Annotated in this window: 21 protein-coding genes; 13 read left to right on the forward strand and 8 right to left on the reverse strand. The window is 69.4% G+C overall.

From position 1 onward, the window contains the following. On the reverse strand, positions 1–1,175 hold a 1,175-nt coding region (locus tag VKG64_15755; protein ID HKB26491.1), incomplete at its 3' end, for an amidohydrolase family protein. 4 nt (positions 1,176–1,179) lie between these two features. Continuing rightward, positions 1,180–2,622 (reverse strand): 4-hydroxyphenylacetate 3-hydroxylase N-terminal domain-containing protein, encoded by a 1,443-nt coding sequence (locus VKG64_15760; protein HKB26492.1) that lies wholly within the window; start codon positions 2,620–2,622, stop codon positions 1,180–1,182. 167 nt (positions 2,623–2,789) lie between these two features. On the opposite strand from VKG64_15760, the gene VKG64_15765 reads away from it, so the two are divergent. The 10 genes from VKG64_15765 to VKG64_15810 all read left to right on the forward strand — a co-directional run bounded on the left by VKG64_15765 (position 2,790) and on the right by VKG64_15810 (position 10,167). Further along, positions 2,790–3,275: a hypothetical protein gene (locus tag VKG64_15765; GenBank protein ID HKB26493.1), complete on the forward strand. Its 486-nt coding sequence runs from the start codon at positions 2,790–2,792 to the stop codon at positions 3,273–3,275. Between the two features lie 23 nt (positions 3,276–3,298). Beyond that, positions 3,299–3,796 (forward strand): hypothetical protein, encoded by a 498-nt coding sequence (locus VKG64_15770; GenBank protein HKB26494.1) that lies wholly within the window; start codon positions 3,299–3,301, stop codon positions 3,794–3,796. Continuing rightward, complete coding sequence (locus VKG64_15775) at positions 3,793–4,410, forward strand: hypothetical protein (protein HKB26495.1); 618 nt, start codon at positions 3,793–3,795, stop codon at positions 4,408–4,410. Before VKG64_15770 ends, VKG64_15775 begins: the two co-directional genes overlap by 4 nt. Next, positions 4,407–5,627: an ABC transporter substrate-binding protein gene (locus VKG64_15780; GenBank protein HKB26496.1), complete on the forward strand. Its 1,221-nt coding sequence runs from the start codon at positions 4,407–4,409 to the stop codon at positions 5,625–5,627. The genes VKG64_15775 and VKG64_15780 overlap by 4 nt, the downstream gene beginning before the upstream one ends. 9 nt (positions 5,628–5,636) lie before the next feature. Beyond that, positions 5,637–6,515: a branched-chain amino acid ABC transporter permease gene (locus VKG64_15785; GenBank protein HKB26497.1), complete on the forward strand. Its 879-nt coding sequence runs from the start codon at positions 5,637–5,639 to the stop codon at positions 6,513–6,515. Between the two features lie 4 nt (positions 6,516–6,519). Continuing rightward, on the forward strand, positions 6,520–7,458 hold the full coding sequence (locus VKG64_15790) for a branched-chain amino acid ABC transporter permease (protein ID HKB26498.1): 939 nt from the start codon (positions 6,520–6,522) through the stop codon (positions 7,456–7,458). Next, positions 7,440–8,201, forward strand: a complete 762-nt coding sequence (locus tag VKG64_15795; protein ID HKB26499.1) for an ABC transporter ATP-binding protein — start codon at positions 7,440–7,442, stop codon at positions 8,199–8,201. Before VKG64_15790 ends, VKG64_15795 begins: the two co-directional genes overlap by 19 nt. A 3-nt stretch (positions 8,202–8,204) precedes the next feature. Then, entirely contained in the window at positions 8,205–8,912 is a 708-nt protein-coding gene (locus tag VKG64_15800; protein HKB26500.1) for an ABC transporter ATP-binding protein, read from the forward strand. Then, the gene (locus VKG64_15805; protein ID HKB26501.1) at positions 8,893–9,531 is read left to right on the forward strand and encodes a TlpA disulfide reductase family protein; all 639 of its coding nucleotides are present in this window, start codon (positions 8,893–8,895) and stop codon (positions 9,529–9,531) included. Before VKG64_15800 ends, VKG64_15805 begins: the two co-directional genes overlap by 20 nt. 75 nt (positions 9,532–9,606) lie before the next feature. Continuing rightward, positions 9,607–10,167, forward strand: coding sequence for a GNAT family N-acetyltransferase (locus VKG64_15810; GenBank protein HKB26502.1), 561 nt, complete (start codon positions 9,607–9,609; stop codon positions 10,165–10,167). On the opposite strand, the gene VKG64_15815 is transcribed toward VKG64_15810, so the two are convergent. The 6 genes from VKG64_15815 to VKG64_15840 form a co-directional block, all read right to left on the reverse strand. Then, entirely contained in the window at positions 10,164–10,859 is a 696-nt protein-coding gene (locus VKG64_15815) for a VIT1/CCC1 transporter family protein (GenBank protein ID HKB26503.1), read from the reverse strand. The two genes, VKG64_15810 and VKG64_15815, sit on opposite strands and share 4 nt — an antisense overlap. Before the next feature lie 66 nt (positions 10,860–10,925). Continuing rightward, complete coding sequence (locus VKG64_15820) at positions 10,926–11,027, reverse strand: CBS domain-containing protein (protein HKB26504.1); 102 nt, start codon at positions 11,025–11,027, stop codon at positions 10,926–10,928. A gap of 151 nt (positions 11,028–11,178) precedes the next feature. Beyond that, on the reverse strand, positions 11,179–11,580 hold the full coding sequence (locus tag VKG64_15825) for a hypothetical protein (protein HKB26505.1): 402 nt from the start codon (positions 11,578–11,580) through the stop codon (positions 11,179–11,181). A gap of 40 nt (positions 11,581–11,620) precedes the next feature. Continuing rightward, positions 11,621–12,226 carry a hypothetical protein gene (locus tag VKG64_15830; GenBank protein ID HKB26506.1) on the reverse strand — a complete coding sequence of 202 codons (606 nt, stop codon included), beginning with the start codon at positions 12,224–12,226 and terminating at the stop codon, positions 11,621–11,623. 199 nt (positions 12,227–12,425) lie between these two features. Next, positions 12,426–14,246, reverse strand: coding sequence for a potassium transporter Kup (locus tag VKG64_15835; protein HKB26507.1), 1,821 nt, complete (start codon positions 14,244–14,246; stop codon positions 12,426–12,428). Positions 14,247–14,733: 487 nt separating this feature from the next. Continuing rightward, a complete protein-coding gene (locus VKG64_15840) occupies positions 14,734–15,000 on the reverse strand; it encodes a GlsB/YeaQ/YmgE family stress response membrane protein (GenBank protein HKB26508.1) in 267 nt (88 codons plus the stop codon). A gap of 158 nt (positions 15,001–15,158) precedes the next feature. Here VKG64_15840 and VKG64_15845 point away from each other — a divergent pair, with 158 nt between their 5' ends. From VKG64_15845 to VKG64_15855, 3 genes are all read left to right on the forward strand, one after another. Beyond that, positions 15,159–15,413: a hypothetical protein gene (locus tag VKG64_15845; GenBank protein HKB26509.1), complete on the forward strand. Its 255-nt coding sequence runs from the start codon at positions 15,159–15,161 to the stop codon at positions 15,411–15,413. A gap of 63 nt (positions 15,414–15,476) precedes the next feature. Continuing rightward, positions 15,477–15,920: an Hsp20/alpha crystallin family protein gene (locus VKG64_15850; GenBank protein HKB26510.1), complete on the forward strand. Its 444-nt coding sequence runs from the start codon at positions 15,477–15,479 to the stop codon at positions 15,918–15,920. Between the two features lie 384 nt (positions 15,921–16,304). Next, the coding region (locus tag VKG64_15855) for a recombinase family protein (protein HKB26511.1) at positions 16,305–16,600 on the forward strand (296 nt) is incomplete at its 3' end.

The raw sequence follows: 16,600 nt of genomic DNA on the forward strand, positions 1-16,600 counted from the left end.
ACCGCGACGCCCGTGAACGTCGCGAGGCGCTTGGCGAGCGGCGTGTTGCGGCTCCGGCCCACCCTCACCTGCCCGTCCACGACGACGCACGAGATGCCGGGAATGTCGCCGCGCGCGATCGCGTCGAGCGCGTCCCGCGCCAGCGAAGCCGCCGGCGCGTCGCAGACGACGAGGTCGGCGGGAGCGCCGACGGCGATGGTTCCCGTCGCCCCGGTGAGCCTGAACGCACGCGCGTTGTTGCCCGTGGCCAGGGCGATCGCCTCCGCGGCCGGCAGGTCCCCGAGCGACGCGAGCTCGCACACGCTCTTGAGCACGCCCATGGGCATGACGCCCGTGCCCGTCGGCGTGTCGCTCGCGACGCAGACGCGCGGGAGCACGCCGGCCTCCCGCGCGCGCTTCAATATATAGAGCGCCGAGCGGAGGTTCCCCGCCTGGACGAGCTGGAGCGCCATGTCGGTCCGGCGGATGATCGCGTCGAGCCCCGCCTCGTCGAGCGAGGTCGTCCCGCCGTTCACGTGGCCGCAGACGTCGGGCCGGAGGTGGAGCAGCACGTCGTGGGTGATCGGGCTCGAGCCCGGGATCGAGTTGCCGCCCGAGTGGGACATGACGCAGAGCCCGTACTTCTGGGCGCGACGCACCTCGGGCTCGCCGTCCTTCGGATGCGCATAGCCGCCGAAGCCGTACTTCGCGTGGCGGACTCCATGTCGCGCCATCTCGGCGAAGTCCTCGTCGGTAAGCCCCGGCTCGAGCACCACCGAGCCCGCGTTCACCTTCATCCCGTTCGGGTGGAAGTTCTCGAAGCACTTCGCCGCGGCGATGGCGAGCGCCTTCGAGGCGACGGGATCGTGCGGCCGCCCCGGCGCGTGGACGCCCTCGCCCGCGGAGACGACCGACGTGATCCCGCCGTGGACGTACGAGTCGAGGAAGTCCACCGTCTTCTGGCGCGGCGTGTAGTCGCCGAGGACGACGTGGCAGTGGGAGTCGATCAGCCCGGGGATGACGGTCGTCCCGCGGCAGTCCACGACGACGTCGGCCGACGCGGCGCCCGTCGTCGTCGCCGCGCCGAGCGCCGCGATCCGCCCGTTCTCCACCAGGATCGCTTCGGCGTTGCCCCGCGGCGCCGCGAGGACGCCGGTGGCGACGGCGCCGATGTTCACGAGGCCGAGGCTCCCCACGCCGTCAGTACTCGCCGAGGCAGCGGTCCACGACGGTCTTCGCCGCCTGCCAGTCGTAGGACTTGAACATGCGCCGGTTCACCACGGGCTGCGAGGCCGAGTAGAACATCTCGTACTGGAGCTGGCGCCCGCCGAACTCGGTGCCGACGAAGTCCCAGATAAGCTTCACGAGCTTGATACGCTCGCGCGCGCCCGCGGCCGCGGACTGGTAGTAGCGCTCGGTGTCGGCGCGCGTCTCCGCGCTCGTGAACGCCGCCTCCGACGACGGCACGTTCTGGAACGCGCCGCCCGCCAGCTCACGCAGCGTCCGCGTCATGTCCACGATGAGCCTCCGCTGGAGACTCATCCCGGCATAGATGTACCGGGGGTGCGGCCGCGCCACGCCGCCGGAGACGAGCGGGGAGCGCTCCGCGGCCAGCACGAGGGCGTCGAAGGCGGCGCAGAGCGCGGCGATGTCGCCGCCGAGCGTGGCCTGCACGCCCGGGTCGGCGTCGGCGGTCTGGACCTCGGCGAGCTTCCACGCGAGGCCGGCCATGAACTCGAGCTTCACGCCGAAGCGGACGAGCGACTGGAAGTTGGCGGTCGTGTGCGAGGGCGAGTCGTGGAACTGGGCGTTGACGAGGTCCACGTCCCGGTAGATGAAGACCTGCTCCCACGGCACGAGCACGTCGTCGAAGACGACGGTCGTGTCGATCTCGTCGAAGCGGGAGGAGAGCGGGTAGTCGAACACGCTCGTCGCGGCGGTGGCGTAGGGCCGGCGCGGATAGAGGCGGAGGCCCTCGGCGTTCATCGGCATCACGAGCGAGATCGCGTAGTCGTCGTCGCCGGGAGCGAGAGGCGTGATGTAGGAGACGAAGAGCCAGTCGGCCATCGTCGCGGACGTCGCGAGCGCGTGGGCGCCGCGGACGACGATCCCCGCGTCGGTCTCGCGGACGACGCCGGGATGGAGGAACGGCTCGGGATGCCGGTGCGCGGGCTTCGAGCGGTCCACCTGGGGCGGCACGATCGCGTAGGTGACGTAGAGGTCCTCGGCGCGCGCGCGCTCGTAGAAGCGCACGACGTTGTCGCCGAAGCGCGCGCCGCCCCGGTCGAAGAGCTGCCGCCACGCGGCGAACGCGGTGAGCACGCACGCGACGTGGTCGGGCGTGCGTCCCATGAGGCCGTACGACGGCTCGGCCCAGAAGCGGTGCGCGCGCCGCCGCGCGCCGAGGTCCTCGGCCGAGCGCGGCACGAGCCACATGTTGCCGTGGCGCGTCCCCGTCGCGGGGTCGGTCCAGGTCAGCGCCGGGTCGGCCTCGGCCGCCTTGGCGCGATCGTAGGTCTGGGCGATCGAGCGGATCGGCTCGGCGAAGGCCGCGTGGCTCGTGACGTCCTTGACGCGCTCGCCGTCGAGGTAGACGGCGCGGCCGTCTCTCAGCGCGGCGACGTAACTCGCTCCCGTGCGCACGCGCCAACCTTGCCACAGCGGGCGCGTAATGACAAACGCGGCGGCCGGGTGGTAATGTCTCGCAACCCCAGATCGGAGGGCCCGCGATCGCGCTCAGCCGTCCGCCGCTCGTCGTCGTCCTGCTCGCCGTCCTGCTCCTGGCCCTCGGCGAGACCGGCGGCGCCGTCATGTCGCAGCTCCGGGGGCCGACCGAGCGCTGGGCCGCGGCGCGCGTCGCGGCGAACGCGCGGGCCCACGGCCTCTCGGGCTCGGTGGAGTACGACGACGAGGTGCGCGCCCGCGCGGTCTACGGCGCCGAGGCGGGGCTCTCCTTCTTCCACACCCACGCCGAAGGCGTCGGGCTGATCCTCTTCTTCGCGAGCACCCTCGTCGCGAGCGCCGTGCCCTGGCGGCGCGCGCGCGGCGCGCTCCACCTGCTCCTCGCGCTGGGCGCCTGCTTCCCGCTCGGTTACCTCGTCTACGGCGTCGCCGTGCTCGAGCTCGGCCGCGACGCCGGAATCGAGCTCGCGGAGACCTGGATCCTCACCCCGCTCGGCAGCGTGATGATCCTCGGGCTGCTCGCGCTCGCGCTGGTCCTGAGCGTACGGAGCCGGACGGCACCTGAGGCAGGCCACCCGCGGTCCGAGCCGGTCCCGCGGTCCCCGCTAGAATGACGGATTCCTGGCGCCTCCCTCCCGTGTGGGTCGCCCTCGTCGCCGTCGTCCTCATCGTGTGCGCCGAGCTCGGCGGCGCCTCGATGGTGCGCTTCAAGGTCGAGCTGACGCGCTGGGCGCGCGGCGCGATGCTCGCCCGCCCCGCCGTCCACCGCCTCGTCGGCGTGCGCGACGTGGACGAGCGGATCCTCGACGAGGCGCTGGTGAAGTTCGATGCCGCGCTGCGCCTCTTCCACCTGCACGCCGAGGGGATGGGGCTCGTGATCCTCGCGACCACCACGGTGGCGGCCACCCTGGCCCGGGGCCCGCGCGCCCGGGGGGTCATCATCGCCCTTCTCACGGCGGGCGGAGCGGGCTATCCTCTCGGCTACCTGCTGTGGGCATGGCTCATCCCGCATCGCGGCATCGAGGAGGGGAAGACGATCGCGGAGTGGCTCGTCTGGATCCCGTTCGGCGGCGCGACGATCGTGGCGCTGTGGTGGCTCGCGGGCCTGGTCGCCCTGAGGCTCGTGCGACGGTGACGCGCGCGCTCGCGATCCTCGCGCTCGCGCTGGCGCCCGCCGCCGCCTCGGCGCACCACGTCGGGACTTACACCCCGAAGGACAACGAGGTGACGACGAACTTCAAGCAGGTGAAGTTCTCGGTCCAGGCGAAGAAGTTCGAGGTGGCGCTCCGGCTCTTCGACGAGGGGGCGCTCCGCGCGGAGATGCGCGCGCGGACCGCCGCGCTCCCGGCCGGGCTCGAGGCCGGCACGCGCACGGCCCTCGAGGCCGGGGACGGCGCGGAGGTGGAGCGCGGGCTCATGATCTTCTTCGCGGCACTCGCCCGCGACTTGGCGCTCGAGGGGGATCGCCAGCTCGCCGACCCGTCGCTCGCGCCCGAGGCGCGCGCGGCGCTCGGCCCGCGCTTCCTCGAAGCGACCTGGCGCTACTACAACCTCATCGACTTCGCCGTCGCGACGCGCGATGACAAGACCTCCGTGGCCATGCGCCTCGCGTTCGACGAGGCCGAAGGCTACGCGAAGAAAGCGGGAGCCCCAGAAGGCACTGGGCTACGCGACGCGCTCCGGCGAATCGCCGAGATCCTCGCGCAGCTCATCGACACGTCGTCAACATTCGCAAGGAGGGACCGATGAAGCGACTCACCTGGCTCGTCCTGCTCGTGGTGCTCGCCGCGGGCGTCGCGTGGCTCGCGCCCGCCGCGATCTCCCAGCCGAAGATCGTCAAGATCGGGGACGTCGGCTCCAAGGTCGGCGTCTACGAGGGCTACGGGAAATACCAGACGTGGGGCATCCAGATGGCCGTCGAGGAGCTGAACGCCAAGGGCGGCGTCCTCGGCCACCGGATCGAGATCATCTCCGAGGACGACGAGACGAAGCCCGCGCCGGCCGTGCGCAAGGCCGAGAAGCTCATCCTCCAGGACGACGTGAAGCTCCTCGTCGGCGCCGTCTCGAGCGGGTCCACCATGGCGATGATGGACGTCAGCAAGAAGCTCAAGACGATCCACTGGAACTCGGTCTCCTGCGCCGAGTTCATGCGGACGACGAAGTTCCACAAGTACTACTTCTCGAACCAGCCCGACGCGCGGATGCAGGCGAACGGGCTCGCGAAGTACGTCGTCGAGAAGATGGGCAAGAAGGTCTACATCTTCTACGTCGACTACGCGATGGGGCAGTCGGACGGGCGTCAGTTCAAGACCGCGATCGAGAAGCTCGGCGGCGAGGTCGTCGGCGTCGCCGGCGCACCGCTCGATACCAAGGACTTCAGCCAGTACTTCGGCTCGATCAACGCGTCGGGCGCCGACGTGCTGTTCCTCGCCTTCGCCGGCACCGACTCGCTGCGGCTCATGACCCAGCTCCACTCGTTCGGCATGACCAAGAAGTACCGGCTGGCGGGGATCGACTGCTTCCTGCTCCAGCAGGACCTGCCGTCCATCGCCGACGCCATGGAGGGGTTCGTGCAGCTCAACCACTTCTCGGCGTACAACCCGGACCCGAACATGCAGGCCTTCAACCAGCGGTTCAAGAAGAAGTTCGGCGTGGACGCCAACATCGCCGCGGGCGCCTACGACGCGGTGCTCTTCTGGGCCGCCGCCGTCGAGAAGGCGAAGAGCTTCGACCCCGACCAGGTGGCGGAGGCGCACGAGGGCATGTGCCTGGACAACACGCACATCGGCCGCCAGTGCATCCGCAAGGAAGATCACCAGGTCGTGATGGACATGCACCTCTACCAGGTGAAGGGCGGCAAGAACCTCCCGATCGCCCGCATCAACGGGAGCGACACGATCGGCGAGCCGATGGTCGGCAAGGACCCGGTTGCCGGGTTCACGTGGGAGCTGAAGAAGAAGAACTAAGCGCGCGACGTGGACTACGTCGTCGCGGTCCTGGCGCCGCAGCTCCTGCACGGCCTCGTCTTCGGGGCCGCGCTGGGGCTGCTGGCGCTGGGCCTCACCGTGATCTTCGGGCTCCTGGGCGTGATGAACTTCGCGCACGGCGAGCTCTACATGCTGGGAGCGTACGCCGGGATCGCGGTGATCGGCTGGACGCACTCGTTCTGGGCGGCGCTCGTCGCGGCCCCGCTGGCCGTCGGCCTGATCGGGGCGGTCACCGAGGTCGCGACGCTGCGCCCGATGTACCGGCGCGAGCCCCTCTACGGGCTCATCCTCACCTTCGGCCTGGCGCTCGTCTTCCGCGAGGGCGTGCGCCAGATCTGGGGCGGCGACATGCGGCGCATCCTGCCGCCCTTCACCGGCTCGACGCCGATCCTCGGCATGACGTACCCGGACTACCGGCTCTTCCTCCTCGCCGCCTCCTCGGCGCTCCTGCTTGCCATCTGGCTGTTCTTCACGCGGACCCGCGCCGGCATCGTCGTGCGCGCGGCCGTGCAGGACGCCGAGATGCTCGACGGCCTCGGCGTGGACGTCCGCCGGGTGTTCACGCTGACCTTCGCCGGCTCCGCCGCCCTCGCCGCTCTCGCGGGGTTGCTCCTGGCCCCCGTCTTCACGGTCTACCCCCAGATGGGGGTCGAGATGATCCTCCTCGCGTTCATCGTCGTCATCCTCGGCGGCATGGGCTCCATGGGCGGCTCGGTCGTCGCCGCCTTCGTCATCGGCGTCGCCCAGTCCCTCTTCTCCCTCTGGATGAACCCGCAGCGGGTCGCGATCGCGATCTTCGGCATCATGATCGTCGTCCTCATCGTGCGGCCGCGCGGCTTCTTCGGCCGGGAGGGCGTGCTTGAGTAGGGTCGTGACATGGCGCGCGGCGCTGGTCTTCGCCGTGCTCGCGGCGCTCCCGGGCGTGCCCGGCATCTCGCAGTACTCGCTACTGCTCGCCTTCGACGCGCTCCTCTTCGGCGCGATCGCGATGAGCCTCGACCTCCTCATAGGCTACACTGGGCTCGTCTCGTTCGGCCACGCGGCCTTCTACGGCCTCGGCGCGTACGCGACGGCGATCGTGCTGGAGCGCGGCGTGCTCTCGCTGTGGGCGTGCCTCGGCGCTGCGGTCCTCGTCGTCGGCGCGTACGCGCTCGTCGTGAGCTACTTCGCCACGGCGCGCCGCGGGATCTACTTCGCGCTCCTCACGCTGATCTTCGCCGAGGTCGTCTACACCTTCTTCCGCTACACGCAGACCTTCGGCGGCTCGGACGGCATCCAGGGCCTGCCCGACGCGCGCCTCTGGCCCGGCGCGGCCATCGACACGCCGCTGCGCAAGTACTACCTCGTCCTCACGTACCTCGCGCTCGCCTACGCGGTCTGCCGCCTGGTGGTCACGTCGCACTTCGGCCGCGTCCTCGTCGCGATCCGTGAGAACGAGGACCGCGCGCGCTTCCTCGGCTACAGCGTCCAGCGGTACAAGATGGCGATCTGCATGATCTCCGCGCTGCTCACCGGCCTCGCCGGCGCGATCTACCCGATGCGCTCGGCGTTCGCGACGCCGGACCTCATGCTCTGGACCGAGTCGGGCGAGTTCATCATCTCCGTGATGATCGGCGGCCTCGGCACGCTCGTCGGGCCGGTCATCGGCGGCGCCTTCTTCACGATCCTCCGCGACAAGGTCTCCTCGTACGTGGACTGGTACTTCATCGTCATCGGCGTCGTGCTGATCGTGATCGTGCTCTTCATGCCGCGGGGGCTCCTGGGCTTCCGCCGGCTGCTCGGCTTCAAGCAGTGGCGCGCGACGGCGTAGTCCTCGAGGTCGAGGCGGTCTCCAAGAGCTTCGGCGCGCTGGCGGCGCTCACGGACGTGAGCCTCGCCGTCCGCGAGGGCGAGGTCTTCTCGGTCATCGGGCCGAACGGGGCCGGCAAGTCTACCCTCTTCAACGTGGTCTCCGGCCTCTACGCGCCCTCCGCGGGCCGCGTCCGGCTCCATGGCCGCGAGATCACCGGGCTCGCGCCCGAGGCGATCAATCGCCTCGGCGTCGCCAAGACCTTCCAGATCACCAACGTCTTCCCGGAGATCTCGGTCGGCGAGAACGTGCGCGTGGCGGCGCAGAGCCGCGCCCGCGAGTCGGGCCGCCTCGCCTCGCTCTGGCGCCGGTCGGACGTGGACGCGCGCGTGGGCGAGCTCCTCGGCCCCTTCGGCCTCGCCGCCAAGCGGGACGAGCTGGCCGAGAACCTCGCGCACGGCGAGCAGCGCTACCTCGAGATCTGCCTGGCCCTCGCGACGGAGCCGACGCTCCTCCTGCTCGACGAGCCGACCGCCGGCATGACGCCCGGCGAGACGAAGGACGCGACGCGGCTCATCCGCGAGGTCGCGCGGCGGCGCGGGCTCACGCTGCTCCTGATCGAGCACGACATGTCGGTCGTCATGGGGATCTCGGACCGCGTCGCCGTGCTCCACTTCGGCGAGAAGATCGCGGAGGGCCCGCCGGACGCGATCCGGAACGACCCGAAGGTCATCGAGGCCTACCTCGGCGGCGGCGAGGACTAGCCCGTGCTCACGATCGCCGACCTCCACGCGGGCTACGGCGCGACGCCGATCCTCTTCGGCGTCTCGCTCGAGGTCCGTCCGGGCGAGGCCGTGGCGCTCCTCGGCAAGAACGGCATGGGCAAGACGACCCTCCTGAAGACGGCGATCGGCTTCCTCAAGCCGTCGCGCGGCACGATCGAGTTCGAGGGCCGCGACCTCACGCGCCTGACGCCCCACGACATCGCGCGCCTCGGCATCGGGCTCGTGCCGGAGAACCGTCGCATCTTCCCCGGCCTCACCGTGCGCGAGAACCTCGAGCTCGGCCTCTCGGCCGCGCCCGGCCGCTCGGCCGCGCTCCGGCAGCGGCGGCTCGCGGAGGTCTTCCACCACTTCCCACGCCTCGCCGAGCGCATCGACCAGCCGGGTAAGACGCTCTCCGGCGGCGAGCAGCAGATGCTCGCGATCGCGCGCGTGATGATGGCGGGCGCGCGGCTCATCCTGATGGACGAGCCGACGCAGGGGCTCGCGCCCGCGTTCATCCGCCACGTGCGCGACATGATCGCGGAGCTCAAGCGGCTCGGCGTCACCGTGCTCCTCGTCGAGCAGAACGCCCGCGTCGCGCTCTCCGTTTGCGACCGCGGCTACATCATGGAGAAGGGGCTCATCGTGTTCGAGGCGTCCGCGCGGGAGCTCCGCGAGAGCCCGGTCACGCGTGAAAAGCTGGGCGTCTAACCTCGTCGGCGGCTCGCTGCGCGACACGATCCCCCGCGCGGCGCTCGCCGTCGTCCTGCTGGGCGCGCTCGTCTGGCTCCTCCCCGGGCGCCGCCCGGGCGAGGAGGGCGACCACCACGGGGGACACGCGCCGGCGCTCGACCCGTTCGAGACGGCCGGCGTCAGCGAGCTCAAGGAGGGCCAGCGCGGCCTGCGGTTGGCGCTGCCGACGCTCGACGGCCGCCGAATGACGCTCGAGGACCACGCGGGCAAGCTCGTGGTCCTGAACTTCTGGGCGACGTGGTGCCGGCCCTGCACCGACGAGATGCCGACGCTCGAGGCGCTCTGGCGGCGGTACCGGGAGCGCGGGCTCGTCGTGCTCGGCGTCGCGGTGGACCGCGGCGCGCCCCGCGCCCTGCTCGACCCGTACGTCAAGGGCCTCGCGCTGACCTTCCCGATCCTGCTCGACGCCGACATGGCGGCCGCCCGCGCGTGGCGCGTCGGCGCGATCCCCACGACGTTCGTCGTCAGGCCGGGCGGCGAGGTCGCGGGCGTCGCGCTCGGCCCGCGCGAGTGGGACGGCCGCGAGATGACGGCGCTGCTCGAGCGCCTGCTCCCCGCCGCCCCCGGCGGCCGCTAAGCCCGCGGCGCCGTCGCGAGGGGGCCCCGGCGCAGCCGCGCGGAAGCGCTCGCGTCACGGCCGACATCTATATAGATGATGCTGGACTACCCGAAGGAATTCGAGCGGGACGTGACGCTCAGGGACGGCACGCGTGTGCACGTGCGGCCGATCCGCCCCGACGACGCGCCGCGCCTGTCGGAGCTCTACGACCGGCTGAGCCGTCACACGGTCTACCAGCGCTTCTTCACCGTGATGAAGCGCTTGCCCGCCGATTGGGCACAGACGCTCGCGTCGGTGGACTACCGGACGCGCTTCGCCGTCGTCGCCGAGCAGCCGAGCGAGCGCGGGCCGGAGCTGGTGGGCGTGGGGCGTTACGAGCCGACCGACGAGCCCGAGACCGTGGAGGTCGCCTTCGTCGTCCAGGACGGCTGGCAGGACCGCGGCCTCGGCACCGTCCTCGTGAAGGACGTCCTCCGCGCGGCCGTCGAGCGCGGCGTGCGCCGCTTCCGCGCCTACGTGCTCGCCGACAACCGGCGGATGCTCGACCTCATCCGGCGCTTCGGCGACGTGAAGGAGCGCAGGGTCGAGCAGGGCGTCGTCGAGCTCGTCTTCACGCCGCGCGGCCGCTCGCCGTCCGAGGCGAGCGAAATCTAGGAGACCAGGCGCGCGATCACGAAGGCGGCGCCGGCGGCGAGACCGCCGATCAGCACGGTCTGGAGCGCGCTCCTCCCGCGCGGCGAGCCGGTGAAGCGGCCCTTGATCCAGCCGAACACGCCGAGCGCGACGAGCGTCACGAGCACCGACCACGGCAGCGCCGCCGACGCGCGCGCCGCCGCCATGTAGGGGATCAGCGGCACGATCCCGCCCACGACGTACGCCCCGGCGATCACGACCGCGCTCTGCCGAGCGCGCGCGGGGTCGGGCTGCTCCAGCCCGAGCTCGAAGCGCATCATGAAGTCGCGCCACGCCTCGGGGCGCTTCTTCAGCGCGTTGACGACGGGCTCGCTCTCCTCGCGCGTGAGCCCGTGCGACACCAGGAGCTCCATCACCTCGGCGGCCTCGAGCTCGGGGTTCTCGGCGATCTCCTGCTCCTCGCGCGCGCGCTCGTTCACGTAGTGGTCGACGTCGCTCTTGCCCGCGAGGTAGCCGCCGAGGCCCATCGCGATCGAGCCGGCGGCGATCTCCGCGAGCCCGGCGGTGACGATGATGGCCGTGGAGTCCACGGCGCCGGAGAGCCCGGCGGCGAGCGCGAAGGGCACGGTGAGCCCGTCCGACATCCCGATGACGGTGTCGCGGACGACGAGGCTCCCGGTGAAGTGGTGTTCGACGTGCGGTGTCAGCGGCATGGCGGCCTCCCCGCAGGAGCTTCTCACGACAACGGGGGCCCGGGATACTGCCGCGCGAGGAGCCCCTCAGCCGGCCTTGTGCTCCAGCATGAGCTGCGCCGCGTCCTTCACCTCCTGGCCGGACTCGATCGTCACGACGTTCCTCGACATCACGGAGCCGACGGTCATCCACGCAAGGAGATCGTGGATCTCCCACGCGGAGCGGTTCGCCGCCGACGAAAGCAGGTTCGACCGAATGTCCCGAGCACGGGCATCGTGGGCGGCGCGGTCACGCAAGAGATCGTCATCCGATCCCGGACCCTGGGCATCGGTCCCGCCTCTAATGGCCGGCGATCAGCTCGGCGAGATGCTCGAACACCGGCGGCCACACCAGAGTGGTCGCGATGCCCACGCCGATCAGGAACACGATCAGGCAGCGGGAGATCTTCATGTCCTTCTTGCGAAACGCGAGGTGCAGCACGGCCCAGCTGCCGAGCCACGCGATCAACGCGAGCGTCTCCTTGCCCGAATAGGGCCCGATCCCGTCGGCGCCCGGCATCCAGAGTTTGCCGACCCAGTGCACCCATGCGTTGAACCCCGCGAACGCCGCGGTGAAGAGGTTCACCACCGCGAGGGTCAGCATCCCGAACATGGCCGACGCGAGCGCGGCGGCGGCGACACCGCCCGGCACCCACTCACGCGCCGGCCGCCCGATCACCTCCACATCTCTCCGCTCGTTCATCTCGTCTCCACCGCTGTCAGCGTCATAGCTGCCCCTCCCCTCACGCGGGCTTCAGCTTGGTGACCGCGGCGCCCAGACCGAAGGCGACCACGAGATAGAAGAACGCGAGCCCGATCAACGCGGCGATCGTGTAGCGGAGCCAGGGCCGCTCGAGCACCTGCGTGCCGTACTTCGTGAGCAGGAACGCGGCGCACACCATGAGCGGCAGCGTGAAGAGCCCGGTGAACTCCTTGAACTCGAAGAAGATCTTGTGCACCGGCGGCACGTTCGTCACGAAGTACGAGCGGGGACTGTCCGGAACGGGCGCCCGGTAGTAGATGTAGAGCCAGTTGCCGAAGCAGATGGCGAGGAACGAGAAGGTCGCCGCCACCGTGGCGAGCAGCTGCAGGTCGGCGAACGCGCGGATGCGGCCCGTCAGGAGCCGCCAGCCGAGGTAGAGCCCGATCGTGCCGACGAACAGGTAGAGGAACGCCGTCATCCCGTGGAGCGCCGCGGGCACTGCGCCGGCGCCGGCGCCGAGCAGCTTCGTGAACGGCGCCGTGGCCAGCGTGAACGCCAGCGCGCTCCCGATCATGATCGCCACCACCGCGATCAGCGACCGCGGCGAGGCTTCCCGCATCTCGTGGTTCTCGTGCAGCACACTCATCGTCGACCTTCCTCCTGGCGGCAGCTGTTCCTTGCTCTTCCGTGCGTCGTCCACGCTCCTCCATCGTTCACGACGACGCGAGGCGGTGTCAAGGAGGCGGGTTTCAGCCGTGGCGGCGCCACGGAAGCGCATCCTGGCGTGGCGGGCAGACGGTCTCGAGTGCTGATGACCGAACATCGGGGCGCCAGTTGGCGACGACTCAGAACTCGATGCGCGCGCCGAGCTCGACGACGCGATTTGGCGGGATGTTGAAGAAGTCGGTCGCCGCACTCGCGTTGCGCGCCATGAAGCTGAACAGACGCTTCCGCCACCGCATCATCGGGGCTGGGCCGGTCGGTAGCAGTCGCGAGCTGTCCACGTAGTAGGTCGTCTCCTCCGCCTGCGCCCTGATGCCGCGGTCGGCGCAGATGGCGAGAATCTCCCGCGCGTCCGGCCGTTCCATGAAACCGTAGTATGCCCGGACGCGATGGAATCCCTGCGGCAGCGCCTCGGTGGTCACGCGCTTGTCGTGCTCCACCTCCGGCACCTCCTCGGTGATGATCGAGAGCAGGATGATCTTCTCGTGGAGGGTCTTGTTGTACATGAGGTGGCGCTGCAGGACCAGCGGCGCGCCCTCGACGTCGTGGGCCAGGAAGACCGCCGTGCCGCGCACGCGCGGTGGCTTCGTACGCTCCACCTCATCGAGGAAGCGATCCATCGGGACCGCGACCTGCGCCAGGAACCTCCGGAGGAGGTCGGTTCCACGATTCCAGGTACTCATGAGCAGAAAGACGCCGCCGCCGATCGCGAGCGGCACCCAGCCGCCATGCGCGATCTTGACGATGTTGGCTCCGAAGAACGCGACGTCGATCGCGAGGAATGCGCCGGCCAGCGCGCCCGCCCGCACCGCCGACCAGTGCCAGCGCTCTCGCGCAATGACGTAGAACAGCACCGTCGTCACCGCCATCGTTCCGGTCACGGCGACGCCGTACGCGCCCCCCAGGGCGCTCGACGACTCGAAGCCGAGGACGAGCAGCAAGCAACCGATCATCAGGGCCGTGTTCACTTCCGGGATGTAGATCTGTCCTGGCTCCGACCGCGACGTATGAACGATCGAGACGCGGGGGCTGTAGTGGAGCTGCACGCATTGCTGCGTCAACGAGAACGCGCCGGAGATGAGGGCTTGTGACGCGACGACGGTGGCGAGCGTCGCGATCGCGACGAGCGGGTAGAGAAAGGAACGCGGCGCCAAGAGGTAGAACGGGTTCTGGACCGCGTCGGGAACGCGCAGCACCAGGGCGCCCTGCCCGAAATAGTTGAGCAGGAGCGCAGGGAACACGACCCCGAACCAGACCAGGCGGATGGGTGTGCGGCCGAAGTGCCCCATGTCCGCGTACAGCGCTTCCGCCCCGGTCACGGCGAGCACGACCGAGCCGAGCACAAGGAAGCCGGCGACGCCGTGTTCCAGGAAGAACTGAACGCCGTACCACGGGTTCAGCGCGAGCAGAATCGCCGGCTCGCGAACGATCTCGAGGGTCCCGAGCGTCGCGATCGTGCCGAACCACACGAGCATGATCGGGCCGAAGACGCTGCCCACCCTCGCCGTCCCGTACTTCTGGACGAAAAACAGCAGGAAGAGGATGAGCAGGGTAGCCGGGAGCACGTAGGGTTTGAACGCCGGTGTGGCGATCTCGAGACCTTCGGCGGCGCTGAGCACGGAGATTGCCGGCGTGATGACGCCGTCGCCGTACAGCAGGGCAGCGCCGAAGAGCCCCAGCGCGAGGAGGACACGCCGACGCCGCTTCTGGCGCAGCAGGGCGAGCAGGGCCACGACGCCGCCTTCGCCGTGGTTGTCCAAGCGCATGACGACGATGATGTACTTCACGCTGACGATCAGGATCAACGACCAGACGATGAGCGACAGCACGCCGTAGACGGTGGAGCCCGTCGGCACCAGCCCGTACTCGGCGTTGAAGCACGCCCTGAGCGCGTAGAGAGGGCTCGTACCGATGTCGCCGTACACGACGCCGAGGGTGGTCAACGAGAGGGCCGCAAGGCGCGATCCTGTCGGGCTCGGTTCCGCAGCCGGGCGATGCCGTGATCGTGCGGTCCTGCGATCGGCTGGGAGTTGCGGGTTTGCGTCGTGAACGCTCGTCCTCACACCGATTACAGGATACTTGACGACGGCAGTTCGTCGAAGCAAAACACCCAGGATCTAGATGTTCATCGGTCTCCTAAGTTCGTTCAGCGTCCTAGCCACTCGCGAGGCGACGGCGCATCCGCTCGAGCTGCCCCTCGAGGCTTCTGTCCAACAGCACGCTGCCGCTCCCCGATGCGCTCCTGCACGCGTTGGTGAAACGCGTTTGGTGCTCAGCAAGCTTCAGCCCCGGAGACACGCGAGGCCGCCCGAGAACGTCCTCGCGGAACGTAAGGAGAATCCTGGTCTCATTCGCGAACATTGCCACCGCCGCCTCTCTTGAAGGGTTCGAACCCCTCGGCGCGAGCCGAGGGGGGAGCGGGTCACGTTCCTAAGCGTGCGCGACCTGCGCGGGCCAGATCTTGCGCTGGAGCGTGATCATGAGGGCCGCCCCGACGAACGCGGCAATACCTGTCCCGCCCCAACCCGCCTCCGGCGCCCCCAGGGTTTGGAAGATCCAGCTCCCCACGACGCTCCCGCCGAGACCGAAGATGATGTCCCAGAGCAGCCCGTACCCTCCGCCCTTCATGGCGATCCCGGCCAGCCAGCCGCTCATCAGTCCGACGAGAACCGACGCCCCGAACATTTCGAAATGCATGGCTCGTCCTCCTTGACCGGGTGCTCCGACCCACCCCCCGCGATCTCGCTTGACTTACTCCTTATATCATTATATAAGTTATATATCAAATAAAGATTATATAAGTCTAGACGCGAGCCGGGTGTCCGGTCAGGAGTCGGCTGGGCCGGCAGGGGGTGGTGATGTTCACGAATAAGACGAAAGTCCTCCTCATTCTCACGCAGGACGTCCTGGACCGGGCTCGGGTCTTGGCGGGGAAGGCGACGACCGCGCTCAAGCTCCCGGTGAGCGTCCAGATCGTCCTCCGGGCCCTCATCGAAGTGGGGCTGAAGCCAGATAACCACCCGGCTCTCCTCGCCAACGTTGAGGGTCAGGCCAAGGCGGTCCGCCACCAGCGGAGCGTGGCGGGTCGAGCAGGACTGAGTGGGAATTGACCGCAGAGGCGCAGACGTTTCCCGAGACTGAGTAAACAACGAGAGACCGAAGAGGAGAGCACCATGAACACCATGCTTCGCTGGTCGCCGGCCCGGCAGTTCCACTTCCACAACGACGTCGACGACCTAGCCGAGAGGTTCTTCGGCGGCGCCACGGATGAGGCGGCTCAGCGTCCCTCGTGGCTTCCCGCCGCGGACGGGCGGATGGAGGACGGCATCTACGTCATCCAGCTCGCCCTCCCCGGCGTGGATCCGAAGGACGTGCAGGTGTCCGTGATGGACAACGTCCTCACCGTCAAGGGCGAGCGCAAGGCCGATCACGACACCGCGGGCAAGGACTATTTCGTCCGCGAGGTGGTGTACGGCGCGTTCCAGCGGAATTTCGCCCTTCCTGAAGGCGTCGACGCCGCCCAGGTGGAGGCGAAGTACGAGAAGGGAATGCTCGAGGTGAGGGTCCCCGCGCCGCAAGCCGCGACGCCGAGGACGATCGAAGTCAAGGCCGCCTGATCGAGGCCGAGACGACGAGGGGGCTACGGGTCGTCCCGTAACCCCCTCATCTTTTGGAGCGGGCGACCGGATTCGAACCGGCGACGTCCAGCTTGGGAATTTTCCCGCTCCCTCTCCCGAATTATCGCGCGATCTCATAAATCCGCAGCTTGCGGCCCCCCACCTGGGTCGCGTGACTCTCGATGACACCCCGTTATACCGCCTCATGGGCAGCATCGTGGGCAGTACGGCTTGGACAGAATATCGAACTTCTAATCCGAGGGTCGCAGGTTCGACTCCTGCCAGGCGCACCACCAGATCACAGACACAGCGGAGACAGAACGGAGACAGCACACGCCGCCGGGCGCGTGATCTCGCCTCGATGCAATCAACGGGGCGCCGGCCATGACGGCCGCCATCTACGGCCGCGTCTCGACCCTCGATCAGGATCCGACCGCGCAGGTCGAGCAGCTCAGGACGTACTGCCAGGCGCGAGGGTGGGATTCCCACGAATACGTGGATCATGGCGTGAGCGGTGGGAGGCAGCGGCGTCCGGGCCTCGACGCGCTGTTGCAGGACGTCCGTAGGCGCAAGGTGAGCCTGGTCGTGTGTACGAAGCTCGATCGCTTGGCGCGTTCTCTCGAGCACCTGGTCGCCCTCGGCGGGGAGTTCAAGGCACTCGGCATCGACCTTGTGGTGCT

The sequence above is a fragment of the Candidatus Methylomirabilota bacterium genome, assembly GCA_035260325.1.
GTDB lineage: Bacteria > Methylomirabilota > Methylomirabilia > Rokubacteriales > CSP1-6 > AR19.